Annotated in this window: 14 protein-coding genes; 9 read left to right on the top strand and 5 right to left on the bottom strand. The window is 74.5% G+C overall.

Annotated elements, in window-relative coordinates; translation table 11 throughout:
- Positions 1-35 precede the first annotated feature (35 nt).
- The gene (locus ACF1A1_RS27200; RefSeq protein WP_392003521.1) at positions 36-1220 is read left to right on the top strand and encodes a damage-control phosphatase ARMT1 family protein; all 1185 of its coding nucleotides are present in this window, start codon (positions 36-38) and stop codon (positions 1218-1220) included.
- 180 nt (positions 1221-1400) lie between these two features.
- A complete protein-coding gene (gene cyc2, locus ACF1A1_RS27195) occupies positions 1401-3653 on the top strand; it encodes a germacradienol/geosmin synthase Cyc2 (protein ID WP_392003520.1) in 2253 nt (750 codons plus the stop codon).
- A gap of 4 nt (positions 3654-3657) precedes the next feature.
- On the opposite strand, the gene ACF1A1_RS27190 is transcribed toward cyc2, so the two are convergent.
- Positions 3658-4395, bottom strand: coding sequence for a hypothetical protein (locus ACF1A1_RS27190; RefSeq protein ID WP_392003519.1), 738 nt, complete (start codon positions 4393-4395; stop codon positions 3658-3660).
- A gap of 105 nt (positions 4396-4500) precedes the next feature.
- On the opposite strand from ACF1A1_RS27190, the gene ACF1A1_RS27185 reads away from it, so the two are divergent.
- The 4 genes from ACF1A1_RS27185 (at position 4501) to ACF1A1_RS27170 (ending at position 8614) form a co-directional block, all read left to right on the top strand.
- Positions 4501-5367, top strand: coding sequence for a LysR family transcriptional regulator (locus ACF1A1_RS27185; RefSeq protein WP_392003517.1), 867 nt, complete (start codon positions 4501-4503; stop codon positions 5365-5367).
- Between the two features lie 92 nt (positions 5368-5459).
- The gene (locus tag ACF1A1_RS27180; protein ID WP_392003515.1) at positions 5460-6041 is read left to right on the top strand and encodes a PDZ domain-containing protein; all 582 of its coding nucleotides are present in this window, start codon (positions 5460-5462) and stop codon (positions 6039-6041) included.
- A gap of 423 nt (positions 6042-6464) precedes the next feature.
- Positions 6465-7592 carry a M24 family metallopeptidase gene (locus ACF1A1_RS27175; RefSeq protein WP_392003513.1) on the top strand — a complete coding sequence of 376 codons (1128 nt, stop codon included), beginning with the start codon at positions 6465-6467 and terminating at the stop codon, positions 7590-7592.
- Positions 7593-7642: 50 nt separating this feature from the next.
- Positions 7643-8614 (top strand): aminoglycoside phosphotransferase family protein, encoded by a 972-nt coding sequence (locus ACF1A1_RS27170; protein WP_392003511.1) that lies wholly within the window; start codon positions 7643-7645, stop codon positions 8612-8614.
- A 561-nt stretch (positions 8615-9175) separates the two neighbouring features.
- On the opposite strand, the gene treZ is transcribed toward ACF1A1_RS27170, so the two are convergent.
- Entirely contained in the window at positions 9176-10921 is a 1746-nt protein-coding gene (gene treZ / locus ACF1A1_RS27165) for a malto-oligosyltrehalose trehalohydrolase (RefSeq protein ID WP_392003510.1), read from the bottom strand.
- A gap of 154 nt (positions 10922-11075) precedes the next feature.
- On the opposite strand from treZ, the gene ACF1A1_RS27160 reads away from it, so the two are divergent.
- The 3 genes from ACF1A1_RS27160 to ACF1A1_RS27150 all read left to right on the top strand — a co-directional run bounded on the left by ACF1A1_RS27160 (position 11076) and on the right by ACF1A1_RS27150 (position 13555).
- On the top strand, positions 11076-11627 hold the full coding sequence (locus ACF1A1_RS27160; RefSeq protein WP_392003509.1) for an FHA domain-containing protein: 552 nt from the start codon (positions 11076-11078) through the stop codon (positions 11625-11627).
- Between the two features lie 144 nt (positions 11628-11771).
- The gene (locus ACF1A1_RS27155) at positions 11772-13094 is read left to right on the top strand and encodes a M14 family zinc carboxypeptidase (protein WP_392003507.1); all 1323 of its coding nucleotides are present in this window, start codon (positions 11772-11774) and stop codon (positions 13092-13094) included.
- Complete coding sequence (locus ACF1A1_RS27150; RefSeq protein WP_392003505.1) at positions 13091-13555, top strand: SSI family serine proteinase inhibitor; 465 nt, start codon at positions 13091-13093, stop codon at positions 13553-13555. Before ACF1A1_RS27155 ends, ACF1A1_RS27150 begins: the two co-directional genes overlap by 4 nt.
- 155 nt (positions 13556-13710) lie before the next feature.
- On the opposite strand, the gene ACF1A1_RS27145 is transcribed toward ACF1A1_RS27150, so the two are convergent.
- The 3 genes from ACF1A1_RS27145 to glgX all read right to left on the bottom strand — a co-directional run bounded on the left by ACF1A1_RS27145 (position 13711) and on the right by glgX (position 19633).
- On the bottom strand, positions 13711-14961 hold the full coding sequence (locus tag ACF1A1_RS27145; RefSeq protein ID WP_392003755.1) for a M14 family zinc carboxypeptidase: 1251 nt from the start codon (positions 14959-14961) through the stop codon (positions 13711-13713).
- 132 nt (positions 14962-15093) lie between these two features.
- Positions 15094-17442, bottom strand: coding sequence for a malto-oligosyltrehalose synthase (gene treY, locus ACF1A1_RS27140; protein WP_392003503.1), 2349 nt, complete (start codon positions 17440-17442; stop codon positions 15094-15096).
- Positions 17443-17515: 73 nt separating this feature from the next.
- Positions 17516-19633 carry a glycogen debranching protein GlgX gene (gene glgX / locus ACF1A1_RS27135; RefSeq protein ID WP_392003502.1) on the bottom strand — a complete coding sequence of 706 codons (2118 nt, stop codon included), beginning with the start codon at positions 19631-19633 and terminating at the stop codon, positions 17516-17518.
- Positions 19634-19639 lie beyond the last annotated feature (6 nt).

Here is a 19639-nt window from a genome sequence, read left to right as displayed (position 1 = left end):
CAGGTGCCGTAGGCCCCCGCGATACCGTGAGCCGCATGCCCGACATCCCCGCCCCTCCCGTGATCGTCGGTGACGAGCCCGGCTCCTTCCCCCACGGTGTCCTGGCCGAACGGCACCCCGCGATCATCCGGCAGGTACGGGACGCCTTCCCGTACGACCCCGCCGTCCACCGCGCCCTGGACGCGCTGCTGGAGAGCTGCGCCCGGGGAGTGATCGAACCGCTCGCCGCCGACGCCCACGACCGGGACCGGTGGCGGGCCTGGGGGCTCGACGCGTATGCGGGGCGCTCCTGGTTCGAGGTGCCCTGGCTGTGGTCGGAGAGCTACTTCTACCGCCGGCTCCTGCACGCCGTCGGCTACTTCGGCCCCGGCCCTTGGCAGGGCATCGACCCGTTCCGCCCGTCCAAGCTCGCCGAACTCGACGCCCCCGCCACCGACGAGGAGCTCGCCGCCCTCGACGGCCTCGCCTCCCGGCCCGCCGAGGAGCAAGGGCACGCCCTGCTGCACGGCTCGCTGTGGGGCAACCGCGCCGACCTGGGCTTCCGGCTGTCCGACGCCGGAGCCGAGGGCCGGGCCGCCGTCCCCGGACTGGTCGCGGACGACAGCGAAGTCCTCTGGTCGCTGCTGCCGGCCTCGCGGGCCGCCGGCGGAACCCTGTGCCTGGTCGCCGACAACGCGGGCCGCGAACTGGTCCCCGACCTCCTCCTCGCCGCCCACCTCCTCGCCCAGGGCCGCGTCGGCCGGGTCCTCCTGCACGTCAAGCCCTACCCGTACTACGTCTCCGACGCCACGACGGCCGACGTCGTCGACGCGCTGCGCAGGCTGACGGCCGCGCCGGGCGAGGCCGCCGCCCACGGCCGGCGCCTGTGGGCGGCGATGGCGGACGGCACCCTCACGGTCCGCGCCCACCCCTTCGCCGCCGCCCCGCTGCCGTACGCCGAGATGCCGGACGACCTGCGCGCGGAGTTCGCCGCGGCCACCCTGACGATCGTGAAGGGCGACCTCAACTACCGTCGTCTCGTGGGTGACCGGCTCTGGCCCCCGACGACCCCCTTCACGGACGTCACCGCGTACTTCCCCGGCCCGGTCGCCGCCCTGCGCACCCTGAAGTCCGACGTCGTCACCGGCCTGTCCGCGCGGACCGAGGCCGCCCTGACCGCCGCCGAGGGGCAGCGGTGGCGGACCGGCGGAACGCACGCGCTGATCCAGGTGCGCACGTGACACGGACACTCAACCGAGGCGCACGAGCGGCGACTTGACGCGTCGGCGACGTCGGGGGCGGGCGTCCTCGGGGGCTCGCCGCGCGGGGTGAACCGCAGGGATTCCCGCCCGGTTCACGCGATGGTGTGATCATGTGCCGCGCCCGGGATGGCCGTCGGGGCCCCCGGGTAGGGCCCGGCCATGACGCAGCCGTTCGAACTCCCGCGCTTCTACATGCCGTATCCCGCGCGGCTGAACCCGCACGTCGACGAGGCCCGTGCCCACTCGACGGAGTGGGCGCGCGCGATGGGCATGCTGGAGGGATCCGGGATCTGGGAGCAGGCCGACCTGGAGGCGCACGACTACGGCCTGCTGTGCGCCTACACCCACCCCGACTGCGACGGCCCCGCCCTGTCGCTGATCACCGACTGGTACGTGTGGGTGTTCTTCTTCGACGACCACTTCCTGGACATGTTCAAGCGCACCCAGGACCGCGCCGCCGGGAAGGCCCACCTGGAGCGGCTGCCGCTGTTCATGCCGCTGGACCTGTCGACTGCCGTGCCCGAGCCGCGCAACCCCGTCGAGGCGGGCCTCGCCGACCTGTGGAGGCGTACCGTGCCGGCGATGTCCGTCGACTGGCGCCGCCGTTTCGCCGTCGCCACCGAGCACCTGCTCAACGAGTCGATGTGGGAGCTGTCCAACATCAACGAGGGGCGGATCGCGAACCCCGTCGAGTACATCGAGATGCGCCGCAAGGTGGGCGGCGCGCCCTGGTCGGCCGGGCTCGTGGAGTACGCGACCGCCGAAGTGCCCGCCGCCGTCGCGGGGTCGAGGCCGCTGCGCGTGCTGATGGAGACCTTCTCCGACGCCGTCCACCTGCGCAACGACCTGTTCTCCTACCAGCGCGAGGTCGAGGACGAGGGCGAGAACAGCAACGGCGTGCTCGTCCTGGAGACGTTCTTCGGCTGCACCACCCAGGAAGCCGCCGACACCGTCAACGACATCCTCACCTCCCGCCTCCACCAGTTCGAGCACACGGCCCTCACCGAAGTGCCCGCCCTGGCCCTCGACAAGAACCTGAGGCCCGACGAGGTCGCCGCGGTCGCCGCCTACACCAAGGGACTCCAGGACTGGCAGTCCGGCGGCCACGAGTGGCATCTGCGCTCCAGCCGCTACATGAACGAGGGCGCCGCCTCCACCACGCCCTGGGAGAGGCTCACCCGCCCGGGCACCTCCGCCGCCGACGTCGGCGCGCTCCTCGCGACGGCCGCCGCGGAACGCCTGCGCGCCCACACGCACGTGCCGTACCAGAAGGTCGGCCCGTCCCTGCTGCCCGACTTCCCCATGCCGTTCCCGGTGGAGCTGAGCCCGCACCTCGACGGCGCCCGGGAGCGGCTCACCGACTGGTCCCACCGGATGGGCATCCTGGCGGAGGGCGTCTGGGACGAGGACAGACTCGCCGCCTTCGACCTCCCGCTGTGCTCCGCCGGCCTGGACCCGGACGCCACCCCGGAGGAACTCGACCTCAGCTCCCAGTGGCTCGCCTGGGGCACCTACGGCGACGACTACTACCCCCTCGTCCACGGCCACCGCCGCGACCTCGCCGCCGCCCGCCTGACCACGGCACGCCTGCACGCCTGCATGCCCGTCGACGGGGAGGAGCCGCCCGTCCCCGTCAACGCCATGGAACGCGGCCTGACCGACCTGTGGACGCGGACCACCGCCGCCATGACCCCGGACCAGCGGCGCACCCTGCGCGACGCGGTCGACGTGATGACCGAGAGCTGGGTGTGGGAGCTGTCCAACCAGCTCCAGAACCGCATCCCCGACCCGGTCGACTACCTGGAGATGCGGCGCGCCACCTTCGGCTCCGACCTCACGCTGAGCCTGTGCCGCATGGGCCAGGGACCCGCCGTCCCGCCGGAGATCTACCGCAGCGGCCCCGTCCGCTCCCTCGAGAACGCCGCCATCGACTACGCCTGCCTGCTCAACGACGTCTTCTCGTACCAGAAGGAGATCGAGTACGAGGGTGAGATCCACAACGCGATCCTCGTGGTGCAGAACTTCTTCGGCTGCGACTACCCGACCGCGCTGGGCGTCGTCCACGACCTGATGACCCAGCGCATGCAGCAGTTCCAGCACGTCGTCGCACACGAACTGCCCCTCCTGTACGACGACGTCGACCTGTCGCCCGAGGCCCGCGAGGCGATGCGCGGATACGTGGCCGACCTGCGGAACTGGCTGGCGGGCATCCTGAACTGGCACCGCCAGGTCGACCGCTACAAACCGGCCTACCTGGCCCGCCGCGCCCACGGCTTCCTCCCGGACCGCCCGCCGGCCGCCCCCACCCTGCCGGCCGCCCCCACCCTGCCGGGCGTCACCGCTCTGCCGGCCGTCACCGCTTTGCCGGGCGTCCCCGTACCGGCGGCCGCGCCCGTACCCACGGCCGGCTGACGCCTCACACGGGCTGACCCGTCGACCGGCGTGCGGCGTGCTCGACCGCGGCTCGTGCCAGCCCCCGGACCATCGGGTGCGGGCGCGAGCCGTCGCCGTACAGCTCCGGCTGGAAGAGGGAGGCCAGGAAGAAGGGGTGACCGGGGAGTTCCGCCATGCGCACCGCTCCCGCCGTGTCGCGCCCGCAGAAGCGCAGGCCGTGCGCGCGCAGGGTGTCCAGGTGCCCGGACGGTCCGTAGTGGCAGGAGTAGCGCTCGACCGTGCGCTCCACGCCGAACAGGGCGTGGGCGAGCGAGTCCGGCTCCAGCAGGACGGTGTCCTCGTGGTCGGCCAGGGAGCAGGCCAGGGGCTCGATGAGGAAGTCGTCGGCTCCGGGGTCGTTCTCGGCGTGCGCCACGTGGGTCAGCCCGCAGACGTTCCGGGCGAACTCCAGCAGGGCGTGCTGGAAGCCGCCGCAGGTGCCGAGGAAGGGGATGCCCTCCTCACGGGCGGTGCGGATCGCGGACAGCACGCCCGCCTCGCTCCGGTACGGGCTCCCGGGCACCACCCACACCGCGTCGAAGCCGCGTACGGCGTCCTCGGCCTCGGCGTCCCGCGACGGGATCCAGTAGGCGTCGAGGACCAGCCGGTCCCGGGTGGCGAGGGCGTCCAGCAGGAGCGGGACGCGGGTGTGCGAGACGACGTTGGGGGAGTGGTCGCCGACGAGGGCGACCTTGGCGATCTGAGCTGCGCTGTCGGTCATGTCCTCCATCCTCGGAGCGGCCCCCACTTCACGTCCAACGATGATTTCTGCATCCTCGATAAGCGGAACTGATGCGCAACGGGTGCGGGCTGGGATCCTGGGCGGATGGACCCGCACCTCCTGCGCACCTACGTCACCGTGGCCCGACTCGCCTCCTTCTCCGAGGCCGCGCGCGCCCTGGGCTACACCCAGTCGGCCGTGTCCCAGCACATCGCGGCCCTCGAACAGGACCTCGGCGCGCCCCTGCTCACCCGCCGTCCCGTCGCCCCCACGGCGGCCGGCGAGCGGCTCCTCGAACACGCGGGCCCGCTGCTGCTGCGCCTGGACGCGGCCCGGGCGGACGTCGCCCGGATGGCCGCCGCGCCCGCGCACGGCCTGACGCTGGCCACCTCCCCGACCGCACTCACCCCCGCCGCCCTCGCCGCCCTTCCGCCCGCCGGGGTGACGCTGCGCGCCCTCGCCCGCGACGAGGTCCCCGCCGCCGTCGCCGCCGGCACGGCCGACCTGGGCCTTGTCGACGGCCTGGCCGCCCCCAGCGACCCGCTCCGCCTCCCCGACGTGGCCCCGCTGACCACGTACGGCGTCGGCGAGGAACCGGTCTGCGTCCTGCTGCCCGCCGCCCACCCCCTCGCCCGGCGAGCCGGCCTGCGACTCGGCGACCTCGCCGACGCCCGCTGGATCGACGCCCCCGACACCGGCCTGCCCCTGCCCCACCTGCGCGCCGCGAACGGCGGCCACGGCGTCCGTCCCGCCCTGCGCTACGACGGCACCGACGTCCGCGTCCTGACCGCGCTCGCCGCCGCGGGTCACGGTCTCACCCTGCTGCCCCGCTCGGCGGCGACCGGCGTACCCGGGGCGGCCGCCGTGCCCCTCACCGAGCCGCGGGTCGTCCACCGGGTGGAACTCGTGCACACGGGGACCCCGACGGGGGCGGCGGGGGCGTTGGCGGAGGCGCTGTCCGTGCGGGGGTGAGGGCGCCGTACCCCTGGTCTCCCGTCAGTCTCACTCGTTCGTGGCTCGTGGTGCACGGCTGCGCCGGGTAGAGCACCAGCCGGAGGCGATCCATGGAACAGACTGCGTTGCGTCCCAAGCCCCTGCCCGGGCGGGAGCCCGGCGGCGACACCCGGTCCGGCGGACCGGCGCGCCGCCCGCACGCCGCGCGCCGGCGCGGCCGACGGCTGACGACCCTGCTGTCCGGCCTGTTCGTCGGTGTGGTCCTGGTCCTGTCCGGTGTCGGGCTCGGCACCGTCGGGGCGACCGTCATCGGGATGAGCAAACTCGCCGAACTGCAACGGCAGGCGGGCCGGGACACCCCCGGCGCGGCGGGCACCGCGCCCGCCCCGGACCCGGCGGCCCGGGCCACGCCGTCGTCCCGCCCCGCCGACGCCGGCCTGGGCCTGGAGGCGATGGACGCCGAGAAGCCGGGCGCCAAGATCGTCGCCGTCCACGTCCCCGGCCCCGGCTACTCGGCCGGCCTGGTGCGCGGCGACGTCCTGCTGATGTTCGGCGAGCGACGGATCGACTCGGCCATGGACCTCGCGCGGGCCGTCGACGAGGCGCGCCCGGGGCGGGAAGTGACCCTGACGGTACGTCACCGAAGTGGTGGCTACCAGCAGCTGGTGATCGTCCCCGGGGTCGTCACCTGATTCCGGGTCGTCACCTGATTCCGGGGCGCGACCCGACGCCGGGCCGCCACCCGATGCCGGTTCCACGACGGCTCCGTCGTGCCCCTTCACGGGCGGTGCCCCCCTCGCGCGTACGGGGCGCCGGCCGGCCGGGGCGCCTCCGACGGCCTGCCCCGGTGCCGCGACCCCGCACGGGCGGGCCGGCTGGTGCCGGTCTGCGTGGGGGGACCGCCGGCGCTCCGGCCCCCCGTGGCCCCGGCCCTGGGCGGCCCTCCGCAACCGTCGGCCGACCGGGGCACCGGCGGTCCCGGCGGTCCGTGCCGACCGCCCCGCGCCCGCTGTGCCCTGCCGAAGCCACGTCAATGGGCTCGCGCCGCTCCCGCTGTCCGGGCAGGATGCTGCCCGTAGCCACCACGTCCCGCACCAGCCCGTCAGGAGGCCCGGATGACCGGCAGTACGCCCGCGCCCTTCACCGCCGACGACTACCGGGCCCGCATGGAGCGGGCCGCACGCGCGGCCGGCGACGCGGGACTGGCCGCACTGCTGGTGGCGCCCGGCCCGGACCTCGTCTGGCTCACCGGCTACGCGCCGCCCGCCGTCACCGAACGGCTCACCCTGCTCGTCCTCGCGCCCGGCCGGGACCCCGTCCTCGTCGTCCCCACCCTGGAGGCCCCCGACGCCGCGAAGGCGGCCGGCGCCCCGGCGCTGACCCTGCGCGACTGGACCGACGGCCACGACCCCTACGCCACCGCCGCGGCCCTCCTCGACAATCGCGGGCGGTTCGGCGTCAGCGACAACGCCTGGGCGATGCACCTGCTGGGCCTGCAGAAGGCCCTGCCCGGCAGCTCCTACGCCTCCCTCACCGAGGCCCTGCCGATGCTGCGGGCCGTCAAGGACGCGGCGGAACTGGAGCTGATGGCGGCCGCGGGAGCGGCCGCCGACGCGACGTTCGAGGAGATCCGGAAGGTGCCCTTCGCCGGCCGCAGGGAGTCCGACGTCGGCGCCGACCTCGCCGGCCTGCTGCGGCGCTTCGGCCACTCGCAGGTCGACTTCACCATCGTCGCCTCCGGACCCAACGGCGCCAATCCGCACCACGAGGTCGGCGACCGCGTCATCGAGCACGGCGACATGGTCGTCCTCGACTTCGGCGGCCTCAAGGACGGCTACGGCTCCGACACCTCCCGCACCGTCCACGTCGGCGAACCCACCGACGAGGAGCGCCGGATCCACGACCTCGTGCGCGAGGCCCAGGAGGCCGGCTTCCGGGCCGTGCGGCCCGGCGTCGCCTGCCAGGAGGTCGACCGGGCCGCCCGCGCGGTCATCGCCGACGCCGGCTACGGCGAGTACTTCATCCACCGCACCGGTCACGGCATCGGCGTCACCACGCACGAGCCGCCGTACATGATCGAGGGCGAGGAACAGCCCCTCGTGCCCGGCATGTGCTTCTCCGTGGAACCCGGCGTCTACCTGCCCGGCCGTTTCGGGGTCCGCATCGAGGACATCGTCACGGTGACGGAGGACGGCGGCCGCCGCCTCAACGACACCACCCGCGAGCTGGTCATAGTGGAATGAGCCCCCGCAGGAGTCCCGTTTCACCCACCCCGAACGGCAACGGCGCGACCATGACCCAGGCACCCACCCCCACCGCGGACACCGTCCGCCGACTGGTCCGTGCGCTCCTGAAGGAGGGCGAGGAGGGCACCAGGGGCAGGAACGGCGCGGGCGGCGCCGCCGCACTCGACGTACGGCCCGTCCGTGAGGGCGGCGGCGAGCAGTGCACCTGGTGGGTCGGCACCCGCCATGTACTGCGGCTGGCCCCCGACCGGGAGGCGACCGTCCGCCAGCGCCGCGAACTGCGGCTGCGCGACCTGGTCCGCCCGCACCTCCCGGTCGCGGTGCCGACGAGCGTCGCGCACGGCGAGTGGTCCCCCGGCCTGAGCTACACCCTGGACACCAAGGTGCCCGGCGGCACCGGCGAGGAGCACGACGTGTCGGCCGTCGGCGAGGCCGACCTGGCCGGACTGCTCGGCGGACTGCGCGAGGTACCGCCCCGCCACGCCGAGGCCCTCGGCGTGCTGCGTGCCGCCCCCCGCTCCCTGGAGGCGCTGCGCCGCATGGCCGTGGCGGCCGCCGCACGCCTCGCCCGCGCCGACGAGTTCGACCCGGCCCGCCTCCACCAGCTCACCCAGCCCGGCGCGGCCCAGCTCGCCGCCCAGCCCGCCACCGCCGTCCTCGTCCACCACGCCCTCCGGGGCGAACACCTCGTCGTCAGCGCCGACGGCCGGGTGCGCGGCGTCCTCGACTGGACCCGGGCGATCCTCGGCGACCCCGCCGAGGACATCGCCGGCCTCGCGCTCGCCGTGGGCTCCGGCGCCGCCGTCCGCGCCGCCACCCTCGCCGGCTACGGCGCCCGCCCCTGCCTGCGCGGCCTCTGGCTCGCCCGCTGCGACACCGTCGTCCACCTCGCCGAACGCCTCGACGGCCACGGCACCGACCCACTGCCCCTGCTGCGCACCCAACTGCGGCGCGCCTGGGAGGCGATCCTGCTGGAGCGGGTGACGGAGTTCCGCGAGGACGGGGCGGAGGAGGAGTAGGGGCGGCTGCCGCCCTTCTCGCCCACCACCAGGCCCGTCCGGCGGATCATGCCGCGGACGCGGGGCTCTCGGCCCGTCCGTCTGCGGCGTTCTCCTCGGTTGCCGGCTCCCGCGCGCTCGGCGGCGCTCGCGCGGGCGGGACCCCGTCGCGTCGACGCTACCCGCCGCCTTACGGCTGGACGCCCTCACGCCCGGACCAGCTCGCGCGGGCCCTCCACGCCCGGACCAGCTCGCTGGGGGCACTCCCCACGCCCGGGCCAGCTCGCGTAGGGGCACCCCCCACGCTCGGACCAGCGCGCGTGGCGGCACCGCCCACGCCCGGGCCAGCTCGCGTGGGCACTCCCCACGCCGGGGCAAGCTCACGCGGACCAGCTCGCTCGGGCCAGCGCGCGTGGGGGCACCGTGCGGCCGACATCCTGCCCGTGCGGCCCACGCCCTGCCCGTGCGGCCGACATCCTGCCCGTGCGGCCGGACGCCCCGGCCGTGCGGCCCACCCCCTGCCCGTGCGGCCCACCCCCTATGCCGTGCGGTCGGCCCGGTGTCCTCCAGCGTCGACCCGGCTCACTCCTGCTCCAGCACCACACACGCCTCTCCGGGCACGTGCAGCAGTCCGTCCGGTCCCGGGGCCTCCACCGGCTCCCACGCGGCCAGCACGCGCGCGGGGCGCGTCCCCAGCGGGATCGCCGCCGGCGCCTTGCCGAGGTTCACTGCCACCCGTACGTCCCCGCGCCGGAAGGCCAGCCAGCGGGCCTGCGCGTCGTGGGCGACCTTGATGTCGGCCAGGTCGGGGTCGGTGAGGTCGGCCTGCTCGTGCCGCAGGGCGATCAGCCGGCGGTACCAGGCCAGCACGCGCGCGTGGGGCTCCCGTCGCGGCTCGGACCAGTCCAGGCAGGAGCGCTCGCGCGTCGCCGGGTCCTGTGGGTCGGGCACGTCCTCCTCGGCCCAGCCGTGCGCGGCGAACTCCCGGCGCCTGCCCCGCCGTACCGCCTCCGCCAGCTCGGGGTCGGTGTGGTCGGTGAAGAACTGCCAGGGGGTGCCCGCCGCCCACTCCTCGCCCATGAACAGCATCGGCGTGAACGGGGCGGTCAGCGTCAGGGTGGCCGCGCAGGCCAGCAGGCCGGGGGAGAGGGAGGCGGAGAGACGGTCGCCCTGGGCGCGGTTGCCGACCTGGTCGTGGGTCTGGCTGTAGCCGAGGAGCCGGTGCGCGGGCAGCCGGGCGCGGTCCAGCGGACGCCCGTGGCGACGGCCCCGGAAACTGGAGTACGTGCCGTCGTGGAAGTAGCCGCCGGTGAGGGTCTTGGCGAGCGAGGCGAACGGGGCGCGCGCGAAGTCGGCGTAGTAGCCCTGGGACTCGCCGGTGAGGGCGGTGTGCAGGGCGTGGTGGAAGTCGTCGTTCCACTGCGCGTGCAGCCCCAGGCCGCCCTCCCGGCGGGGCGTGATGAGCCGCGGGTCGTTCAGGTCGGACTCGGCGATCAGGAACAGCGGCCCGCCCGTCTCGGCGGCGAGGGCGTCCACGGCCGTCGACAGCTCCTCCAGGAAGGGGTACGCGCGCGTGTCGGCCAGCGCGTGCACCGCGTCCAGGCGCAGCCCGTCCAGCCGGTAGTCGCGCAGCCACGCCAGCGCGCTGCCCACCAGGTACGCGCGCACCTCGTCGGAGCCGGGCGCGTCCAGGTTGACGGCGGACCCCCACGGCGTGTGGTGCGTGTCCGTGAAGTACGGCCCGAACGCGGGCAGGTAGTTGCCGGACGGGCCCAGATGGTTGTGCACGACGTCCAGGACGACGCCGAGCCCGAGGCCGTGGGCCCGGTCGACGAACCGCTTCAGCGCCTCCGGCCCGCCGTACGGCTCGTGCACGGCCCACAGCGAGACGCCCTCGTAGCCCCAGCCGTGCCGGCCGGGGAAGGGACACAGAGGCATCAACTCGACGTGGGTGACGCCCAGTTCGGCGAGGTGCCCGAGCCGCTCGGCAGCCGCGTCCAGCGTGCCCCCGGGCGTGTACGTGCCCACGTGCAGCTCGTACAGGACCGCACCCGTCAGCGGGCGCCCGGACCACTGCGTACGCCACGCGTACCGGGCCTGGTCGACGACCGCGCTCAGGCCGTCGGGGCCGTCCGGCTGGCGGCGCGAGCGCGGGTCGGGCAGGACCGGGCCGTCGTCCACCGCGAAGCCGTACCGGGAGCCGTCCGCGGCCTCCGCCTCGCCGGTCCACCATCCCGTCCGCTCCGGATCACGCTCCAACGCGCGCGTGACGCCGTCGCACTGGAGCGTCATCCGTTCGGCCTGCGGTGCCCACACCTCGAACTGCACGGACGGTTCCCCTTCGTCTGTTCACCGTGAGGTAGCTGGTCCCATCGTGCTGCAAACCGGATCGATCCGCGGGGGAACACCCGGGCACACGCGCGGGGAGCACGGATTTCCCGTCTTCTGGACACCCGGGGTTCACTGACCGACAATCACACCCGTGACGTCGTCTTTCGAGTTCAACACGTACCCCGCGCGGCTGTCCGACGCGGAGCGCGACAGGGCGCTGAAGGTGCTCCGTGACGGCGTCGCCGTGGGCCGCCTGTCGCACGACACGTTCATCCGGCGCATGGAGCTGGCACTCGCCGCCCGCCGCTCCGACGAACTCGCCGCCCTCACCGCCGACCTGCCCAAGGAGAACCGCCTCTCCCGGGTCGTGTTCGGCACCGTCGAGGCGGTCTCCGGCTTCACCGTCCGGCTGCGGCGGGCCTGGCAGGCCGAGCGGCTGCCCAAGCTGCTGCTGCCGCACCCCGGCACCGAGCACACCCTCCGCATCGGCCGGGACCCCGCGAGCGGCCTGCGGCTGACCCACGACAGCGTCTCGCGCGTGCACGCCGAACTCAGCCGCCAGGGCGGCATGTGGGTGCTGCGCGACCTCGGCTCGACCAACGGCACGACCGTCAACGGGCGCCGCGTCATCGGCGCCGCCGTCGTCCGCGAGGGCGACCAGGTCGCCTTCGGACGGATGGCCTTCCGCCTCTCGGCGAACTGAGCCCCGCCCAAGTCCGCTGCATCGCGGCGGTGTTGACGTACCACCTGCGCCATGACTCACTGTGCGTACACCGCACACGCCTGGTGAACCGACGGCGCCCCGACGCGGAGGTGTGCTCTGCCGCCACTCCTGCGCTACCCGACCGTGGACGAACTCGCGGCCCGCGCGGCCGCCCTCGTCGCCCGCCGGTCCGGCAACGCCCGTCTGCGCCGCGTCGGGGTCTCCCGCGCGGGCACGCCGCTGTGGCTGCTCTCCGTCGGCCACGGCACCCGCCAGGCGCTCGTCGTCGCCGGACCGCACGCCAACGAGCCGGTGGGCGGCGCCACCGTCCTGCGGCTGGCCGAACGCGTCCTCGCCGACCCCCGCCTCACCGAGGGCGCCGACGCCACCTGGAACCTGCTGCTGTGCCTCGACCCCGACGGCCTGCGCCACAACGAGGGCTGGCTGTCCGGCCCCTACACCCTCGGCCACTACTTCCGGCGGTTCTTCCGCCCCGGCTTCCTCGAACAACCCGAATGGCTGCCCGAGGGGGCGGCGGGGGCCACCCTGCCGGAGACCCGGGCGCTGCTCGGCCTCCTGGACGAACTAAAACCTTTCTTCCAGTGCTCGCTGCACGGCGTCGACGTCGGCGGCGGCTTCGTGGAACTCACCCGCGACCTGCCCGGACTCGCCCAGCGCGTGGCCCACGCCGCCGCCCGCCTCGGCATCCCCCGTGAACTCGGCCCCTACGACACCCTGTACTGGCCCAGCCTCGGACCCGCCGTCTACCGGATCCCGCCGCCGCGCCCGGGCGACCTGGCCGCCGCCATCACCGAGGCCGCCGTCGAGTCGACCTGGTACCACCCGCACCGGCACGGCACGGTCACCGCCGTGGTCGAGGCGCCGATGTGGGGCGTCACCGCCGTCGAGGACGGCTCCCCGCCCGCCGACCGGGACACCACGCTGCGGACGGTGAGCCAGACCCTGCGGCACGACACCCGCGTCCTGGAACGCGTTCTGGCGCGCGTGCGGCCCCACCTCGCCGACGCGCCCGACGCGGCACGTCTGCTCGCCCCGGTCGACGACTACCTCCTGATCTGCCCCGGCCTCGCCGACGCCTGGGACCCCGACGCCGGCGACCCCACGCATCCGCTCCCCCCGCTCAGCACCGGCCATCTGGCAGCCCTGCGCATCGCCGGCCGCCGCATCGCCGTCCGGACGGCGGGCCTGCTGCACCAGCTCGTCACCGGCGCCGGGCACGACCCGGCCGGGGCGCTGCCGGAGCTGGACGGCCTCATCGACGCCTGGTGCGCCGACTACCGCGACGGCTGCGGAGCGCACTGGATTCCGGTCGCCCGCCAGGCTGAGTACCAGGCGCGGGTGGTGCTCGCCGCGTTCGAACTCGCCGGGCGACACGCCGTAGATCCCGCACGATCGGGTGAGCGGGACTGGGGAACACAGGCCGCCGTGCCGATGCACCGGGAATGAAGCACTTCCCCATCCCTCACCTCAGGGGCGCTCTCCCCGCCGTGGCCGCCGTCGTCCTGGCCGCCGCCGTCGCCGTCGCCCCCGCCCAGGCCTCGACGCCCCGGGACTTGCCGACCGGCAACTGGCTCCGGCTCACGATCACCCACGACGACTCCCGCTCCGGCGGCACCCGCAACACCCTGCTGCTGTGCGACCCGCCCCGGGGCCACTCCCGCGCCGCGGAGGCCTGCGCGGACCTCGCGTCGGCGGGCGGCGACATCCGCGTCATCCCCCCGCAGGAGGGCGTCTGCTCCCTCGTGTACGCCCCGGTCACCGCCAAGGCGCGCGGCTGGTGGAACCGGCGCCCGGTCAAATACACGAAGACCTTCGCCAACGCCTGCGTGATGTACGCGCAGACGGGCGCCGTGTTCGCCCTGGACGACGAGCGACTGCCGGAGCCGCCCGACCATCCCGGTTCCTGACCTCCGCAGCACGGCTTCGGGCACGCGCGTGCGCGTGCGTGCCCGAAGCCGCCATACGCCCGCCCAAACGCCCGCCCATGCGCCCGTCCACGCGCCGTCCGTACGCCCGTCCGTCCGCTGCCCGCGCCGCCATTGCAGCCGTACACCTCCGAGCCCTACGCCGTCCCCTCGCGCGCGTGCAGCGCCGCCGCCACGACCGTGCGGGACTGGTGCTCCACCTGGTGTTCGACGGGCACCCAGCGGGCGCGGAAGCGTTCGGCGAAGGCCTCGCTCCACGCCTCGACGAGGTGCTCCAGACGGGGAGCCGCACGGTCGTCGTGTTCCCGCAGCACCCGCCACAGCATCGCCGCCGCCCGTAGCGGCAGCCGCCGGGCGAAGGCGTCCACGCTGCCGACGTACGCCATCGTCGTGTCGGCCGGCGGGGTGTGGGTCAGATCCGCGGCCAGGCCCGGCACCAGCTCCAGTCCCCACCGGACCGCTCTCAGCAGCGGTCCGTCCACACCCTCCAGACGCGGCCGGGCCTCCGCCAGCACCCGCTCCACCTCCCGGGTGTCCCGCAGCAGCCGGTGCGCCAGACGCCGGATCGCCGCCGCCGGAGCGGGATGCGGAGCGGGGTCGTCCACCATGTCGCTCGCCCACATCGGCACCTCGACGACCGCCGTCAGGCCGCCGTAGCGGTGTGCGTGGTACCAGGTGCTGTGCCGCGCGTCGTCCGGCATGCTCGGGTACGCCGCCCCCGCCTCCGGCTCCGGCATCACGTGCACCCCCGGCCCCGACGCGGGCCAGCCCGCCGCGTCGGAGGCGCCCGTCTCCACCGGGATGTGCAACTGGGCCGCGGACTTGGCGAACGGCTCGGCGAGCCCCGGGATGTCCCTCGTCAACTGCACCCAGCTGCCGCCCAGATCGGTGCCGTGCAGCGTCACCTGGAGGTAGGGCCGCAGCTCGTCGATGACGCGGGTCAGCGCCCGCGTCTCGGGCGGCAGCCGGTCCGGCGGGAGCACGGCCGGAGACCACTCCGGCTGCTCCGGGCCCGCCGGCCGGAAGAAGCCGAGGTGGTACTCGAGCAGGCTGCGCGGCGCGGGGGCCACGTGCAGACTCGCCCCGTCGGGGTCCGCGCACAGCAGGAAGTGCCAGGACATGCCGTCCCGCAACTCCCCCTCGTGCAGCACCCGGCGGGCCAGCGCCAGGAGCGTCGGCCCGCCGGTCGGCTCGTTCGCGTGGGCCCCGGCGACCACCAGCACGGCACGGCGGGCACGGCCCACGGACAGCAGACGCAGCGGCCGCCCCGCGCGCGACAGCCCCACCTGTCTCAGCGTGCACAGATCGGGTCGGAGCGCGGCCAACGCCCGGGCGGAGAAAGTCAGTTCGGTCACCGTGGGGTAGCGCTGCTCCGGCAGGAGACTCACCCCCGTCATGTCCGCCCGGCCTTCGCATCCGCAGTACCCCACGGACGCCACGCGCTGTCAAGGACACGTCGGGGCGCCTCCCCGGGGCGCCCGGAGGCGCGCCCGGACCCGCCTCTGTGGGGGAGGGCGCCGTCAGCCCACCCGCTCCAGCAGCGCCACCGGCAGCCGCGCGAACAACTCCTCCACGCGCGCGTGCCCCGTGAACTTCCGCTCCCCGTCCAGGACGTCGGCCCACCTCCCCGGCGGCAGCGCCAGCCGGGTGTCCCGCCAGCCGCCCGCCTCCGCCAGCCGCAGCGACAGCCGTGTCACGGCCGTGACGACCTCACCGGAGCGGGCGAACGCCAGGCAGTGGCCGGCGGCCGGCCCCTCGGCGGTCAGCGGCTCGTACGTCGCCGCCCGCCCGAAGACGTCCGGCCGCCGCCGGCGCAGCCGCAGCGCCGCCGCCGTCACCTCGCCCTTGGGGCCGGGGTCCTCCTCCGGCGGGAACCGCACGGGCCGCCGGTTGTCCGGGTCCACCAGGGCCCGGTACTCGGCCTCCGTGCCCTGGTAGACGTCCGGCACGCCCGGCATCGTCAGGTGCACCAGCGCCGTGCCGAGCACGTTCGCCCGGATGTGCGGCTCCAGAGCCTCCCGCAGCGCGGCCACCCGCGCGCCGGGCGCCCCGCACGGCCCCGCCGCCACGAACGCGGCCACCGCCTCCTCGTACGGCGGCTCCTGCTCCGTCCAGCTCGTGTACAGCCCCGCCTCGCGCACGTGCTTGAGCAGCGCCTCCCGGACGCGCTCCGGGGCCGCCGGCCCGAGCCCGAACACCGTCTGCCAGGCCGCCCACGCCACCTGCCCGTCCGGCACGGCCTCCTCGGCCCGCGTCGCCTCCGCCAGGGTCTGCGCCCAGCGCCCCGGGCACTCCGACAGCACGGCCAGCGCGGCCCGCACGTCGGCGCTGCGCTTGGTGTCGTGCGTCGACACGACCGTCCCGGTGACCGGCCAGTCGCGCTGCACGCGCGCGCAGTAGGCGTGGAACGCGTCCGGGGACACGCCCTGGCGGCCCGGGTCGCCGCCCACCTCGTTCGCCGACAGCAGCGGCACGTAGCGGTAGAACGCGGTGTCCTCCACCGACTTGGCCCGCAGCGCGGACGCCGTCTGCGCGAACCGCGTCCGGAACTCCACGGCGGCGGGCTCCGTGCCCCGCCCCAGCACCAGGGCGCGCACCACGTCGACCGCCCCCGCCTCCTCGGGCACGACGAAGGCGCGCCGGGCCTCCTCGGCCGCCTCCTCGGTGACGACGGCGGCCGCGTCGCCCGAGGCGTACGGCCGGTACACCTCCAGCCGCACCAGCAGCTCCTCGAGGGCCGTGCGCAGCGCCCAGGGCGCCCGGTCGCGCAGCGCCGGGTCCGGCGAGGTGGCGCACACGCGGTTGGCCGTCCGGGTCAGCCGGTCCAGTTCGGTGGCCAGCTCGTGCGAGAGCACCGCGTACGCCGCCCGCCGCGCCGTCGCCGCCCAGTCCCCGCCCCGGTCCGTCTGCGGGGCCGCGAAACGCCGGTACAGCTCCAGCAGCTCCCCGGCGCCCCCGGGGTCGGTGAAGAGGCCGTCGACGTGGCGCAGCGCGTCGTAGCCGGTGGTGCCGGCCACCGGCCAGGAGCCCGGCAGGCGCTCACCGTCCGCCAGGATCTTCTCGACGACCGTCCAGCGGCCCCCGCTCGCCTCGTGCAGCCGTTCCAGGTAGGTGTCGGGGTCGGCGAGGCCGTCGGGGTGGTCGACGCGCAGCCCGTCGACCACGCCCTCGTGCAGCAGCTGGAGGATCTTCGCGTGCGTCGCCTCGAACACCTCCGGATCCTCCACCCGCACCCCGATCAGCTCCGAGATGCTGAAGAAGCGCCGGTAGTTCAGGTCGGTGCGGGCCAGCCGCCACCACACCGGCCGGTACCACTGGGCGTCCAGCAGCTGCGGCAACGGCAGGTCCCCGGTGCCCTCGCGCAGCGGGAACACGTGGTCGTGGTAGCGCAGGACGTCGCCGTCGACGCGCAGTTCCCCGAGCACCTCGCCCAGCGGCCCGCCGAGCACCGGCAGCAGCACCTGCCCGCCCCGCGCCTCCCAGTCGATGTCGAACCAGCGCGCGTACGGCGACTTCGGGCCCTCCCGCAGCACCTCCCACAGGGCGCGGTTGTGACGCGGGACCGCCGCCATGTGGTTCGGCACGATGTCCACCACCAGCCCGAGCCCGTGCTCCCGCGCGGTGCCCGCGAGCGCCCGCAGTCCGTCCTCGCCGCCCAGTTCCCCGCGCACGCGCGCGGGGTCCACCACGTCGTAGCCGTGCGGGGAGCCCGGCACGGCCTCCAGGACGGGCGACAGGTGCAGGTGCGACACCCCCAGCGAGGCCAGGTACGGCACGGCCGCCGCCGCGGCCGCGAACGGGAACCCGGGCTGGAGCTGGAGCCGGTAGGTGGCCGTGGGCACGACAGGGGCAGGGCGCTGATAGGTCATGGAAACCTACGTACCCGCCCTGCCCCTTTTCCTGTCACCGGGCCCGCCAGGTGGACGGGCACCGGGGTGCGTCTCAGGCCGGCCGCTGCAACACCGTCATGCTGCGGTCCACGAGCGTCAGCCGGTCCCCGGCCGCGACCTTGGCGCCCGCTCCCCGCGCCATCGCCTCCGCGTCCGCCGTGTCCACGACCACCTGCCACTGCCGTCCGTGGTCGACCGGCACCACGAAGTCCAGGGGCCGGTGCGAGGCGTTGAACATCAGCAGGAAGGAGTCGTCGGTGATCCGCTCCCCGCGCGCGCCGGGCTCGGAGATCGCGTTGCCGTTGAGGAACACCGTCAGCGCCGAGGCCTGGGCCGAGTTCCAGTCCCGCTGCGTCATCTCCTTGCCCTCGGGGGTGAACCAGACGATGTCCGACAGCTCGTCGTGGGTGCCCTCCACGGGCCGGCCGTGGAAGAAGCGGCGGCGGCGGAAGACGGGGTGCTCCTTGCGCAGCCGCACGATCGCGCGCGTGAACTCCAGCAGGTCGCCGCCGTCCCGGTCGGGGTCGGGCCACTCCACCCACGACAGCTCGCTGTCCTGGCAGTAGGCGTTGTTGTTGCCGCGCTGGGTGCGCGCCACCTCGTCGCCGTGACTGATCATGGGCACGCCCTGGGACAGCATCAGCGTGGCCATGAAGTTCCGCATCTGCCGGGCGCGCAGCTCCAGCACCGCCGGGTCGTCGGTGTCGCCCTCCACCCCGCAGTTCCAGGACCGGTTGTGGCTCTCGCCGTCCCGGTTGTCCTCACCGTTGGCGTCGTTGTGCTTGTGGTTGTACGACACCAGGTCGTGCAGGGTGAACCCGTCGTGGCAGGTCACGAAGTTGATCGAGGCCAGCGGGCGGCGGCCGTCGTCCTGGTAGAGGTCGGACGAGCCGGTCAGCCGGGAGGCGAACTCCGCGAGGGTGCGCGGCTCGCCCCGCCACAGGTCCCGCACGGTGTCGCGGTACTTGCCGTTCCACTCGGTCCACAGCGGCGGGAAGTTGCCCACCTGGTAGCCGCCCTCGCCGACGTCCCACGGCTCGGCGATCAGCTTCACCTGGGAGACGACCGGGTCCTGCTGCACCAGGTCGAAGAACGACGACAGCCGGTCCACCTCGTGGAACTGGCGGGCCAGGGTCGCCGCGAGGTCGAAGCGGAACCCGTCGACGTGCATCTCGGTGACCCAGTACCGCAGCGAGTCCATGATCAGCTGGAGCACGTGCGGGGACCGCATGAGCAGCGAGTTCCCGGTCCCCGTGGTGTCCATGTAGTAGCGCGGGTCGTCGGCCAGCCGGTAGTACGACGGGTTGTCGAGGCCCCGGAAGGACAGCGTCGGACCCAGGTGGTTGCCCTCGGCGGTGTGGTTGTAGACCACGTCGAGGATGACCTCGATCCCCGCCTCGTGCAGCGCCCGCACCGCCGACTTGAACTCCAGCACCTGCTGGCCGCGGTCGCCCCAGGAGGCGTAGGCGTTGTGCGGGGCGAAGAAGCCGATGGTGTTGTAGCCCCAGTAGTTGTTCAGGCCCATGTCGACCAGACGGTGGTCGTTGACGAACTGGTGTACGGGCATCAGCTCCAGGGCCGTGACGCCCAGTTCGGTGAGGTGTTCGATGATCGCCGGGTGCGCGAGGGCGGCGTAGGTGCCGCGCAGCTCCTCCGGCAGCCCCGGGTGGCGCATCGTCAGGCCCTTCACATGGGCCTCGTAGATGACCGTGTGGTGGTACTCCGTGCGCGGGGGCCGGTCGTCGCCCCAGTCGAAGTACGGGTTGACCACGACCGACGTCATCGTGTGCGGCGCCGAGTCCAGGTCGTTGCGCCGCTCGGGCGCGCCGAAGTGGTAGCCGTACACCTCCTCGCCCCACCGGACCGAACCGCTGATCGCCTTCGCGTACGGGTCGAGCAGCAGCTTCGCCGAGTTGCAGCGCAGCCCCCGCTCGGGCGCGTACGGGCCGTGCACGCGGAAGCCGTAGCGCTGCCCCGGCATGATGCCCGGCAGGTACGCGTGCCGCACGAACGCGTCGCTCTCCCGCAGTTCCACCGCCGTCTCGGAGCCGTCGTCGTGCAGCAGACACAGCTCTACTCGGTCCGCGGCCTCGGTGAAGACCGCGAAGTTCGTACCGGCGCCGTCGTACGTGGCGCCGAGGGGATATGCCTCTCCAGGCCAGACCTGCATGGATAC

This window comes from Streptomyces sp. NPDC014995, from assembly GCF_043080745.1.
GTDB lineage: Bacteria > Actinomycetota > Actinomycetes > Streptomycetales > Streptomycetaceae > Streptomyces.
The sequence above is the reverse complement of the archived record's forward strand: the minus strand, read 5'-3'. Positions and strand labels throughout refer to the sequence as shown.

What these genes read in the sequence shown, in the direction of transcription:
- ACF1A1_RS27190 (WP_392003519.1), bottom strand. Translation starts at nt 4,395, where the DNA reads ATGACCGACAGCGCAGCTCAGATCGCCAAGGTCGCCCTCGTCGGCGAC.
- treY (WP_392003503.1), bottom strand. Translation starts at nt 17,442, where the DNA reads ATGACCTATCAGCGCCCTGCCCCTGTCGTGCCCACGGCCACCTACCGG.
- ACF1A1_RS27175 (WP_392003513.1), top strand. Translation starts at nt 6,465, where the DNA reads ATGACCGGCAGTACGCCCGCGCCCTTCACCGCCGACGACTACCGGGCC.
- ACF1A1_RS27180 (WP_392003515.1), top strand. Translation starts at nt 5,460, where the DNA reads ATGGAACAGACTGCGTTGCGTCCCAAGCCCCTGCCCGGGCGGGAGCCC.
- ACF1A1_RS27200 (WP_392003521.1), top strand. Translation starts at nt 36, where the DNA reads ATGCCCGACATCCCCGCCCCTCCCGTGATCGTCGGTGACGAGCCCGGC.
- ACF1A1_RS27150 (WP_392003505.1), top strand. Translation starts at nt 13,091, where the DNA reads ATGAAGCACTTCCCCATCCCTCACCTCAGGGGCGCTCTCCCCGCCGTG.
- ACF1A1_RS27170 (WP_392003511.1), top strand. Translation starts at nt 7,643, where the DNA reads ATGACCCAGGCACCCACCCCCACCGCGGACACCGTCCGCCGACTGGTC.
- cyc2 (WP_392003520.1), top strand. Translation starts at nt 1,401, where the DNA reads ATGACGCAGCCGTTCGAACTCCCGCGCTTCTACATGCCGTATCCCGCG.
- glgX (WP_392003502.1), bottom strand. Translation starts at nt 19,633, where the DNA reads ATGCAGGTCTGGCCTGGAGAGGCATATCCCCTCGGCGCCACGTACGAC.
- ACF1A1_RS27185 (WP_392003517.1), top strand. Translation starts at nt 4,501, where the DNA reads ATGGACCCGCACCTCCTGCGCACCTACGTCACCGTGGCCCGACTCGCC.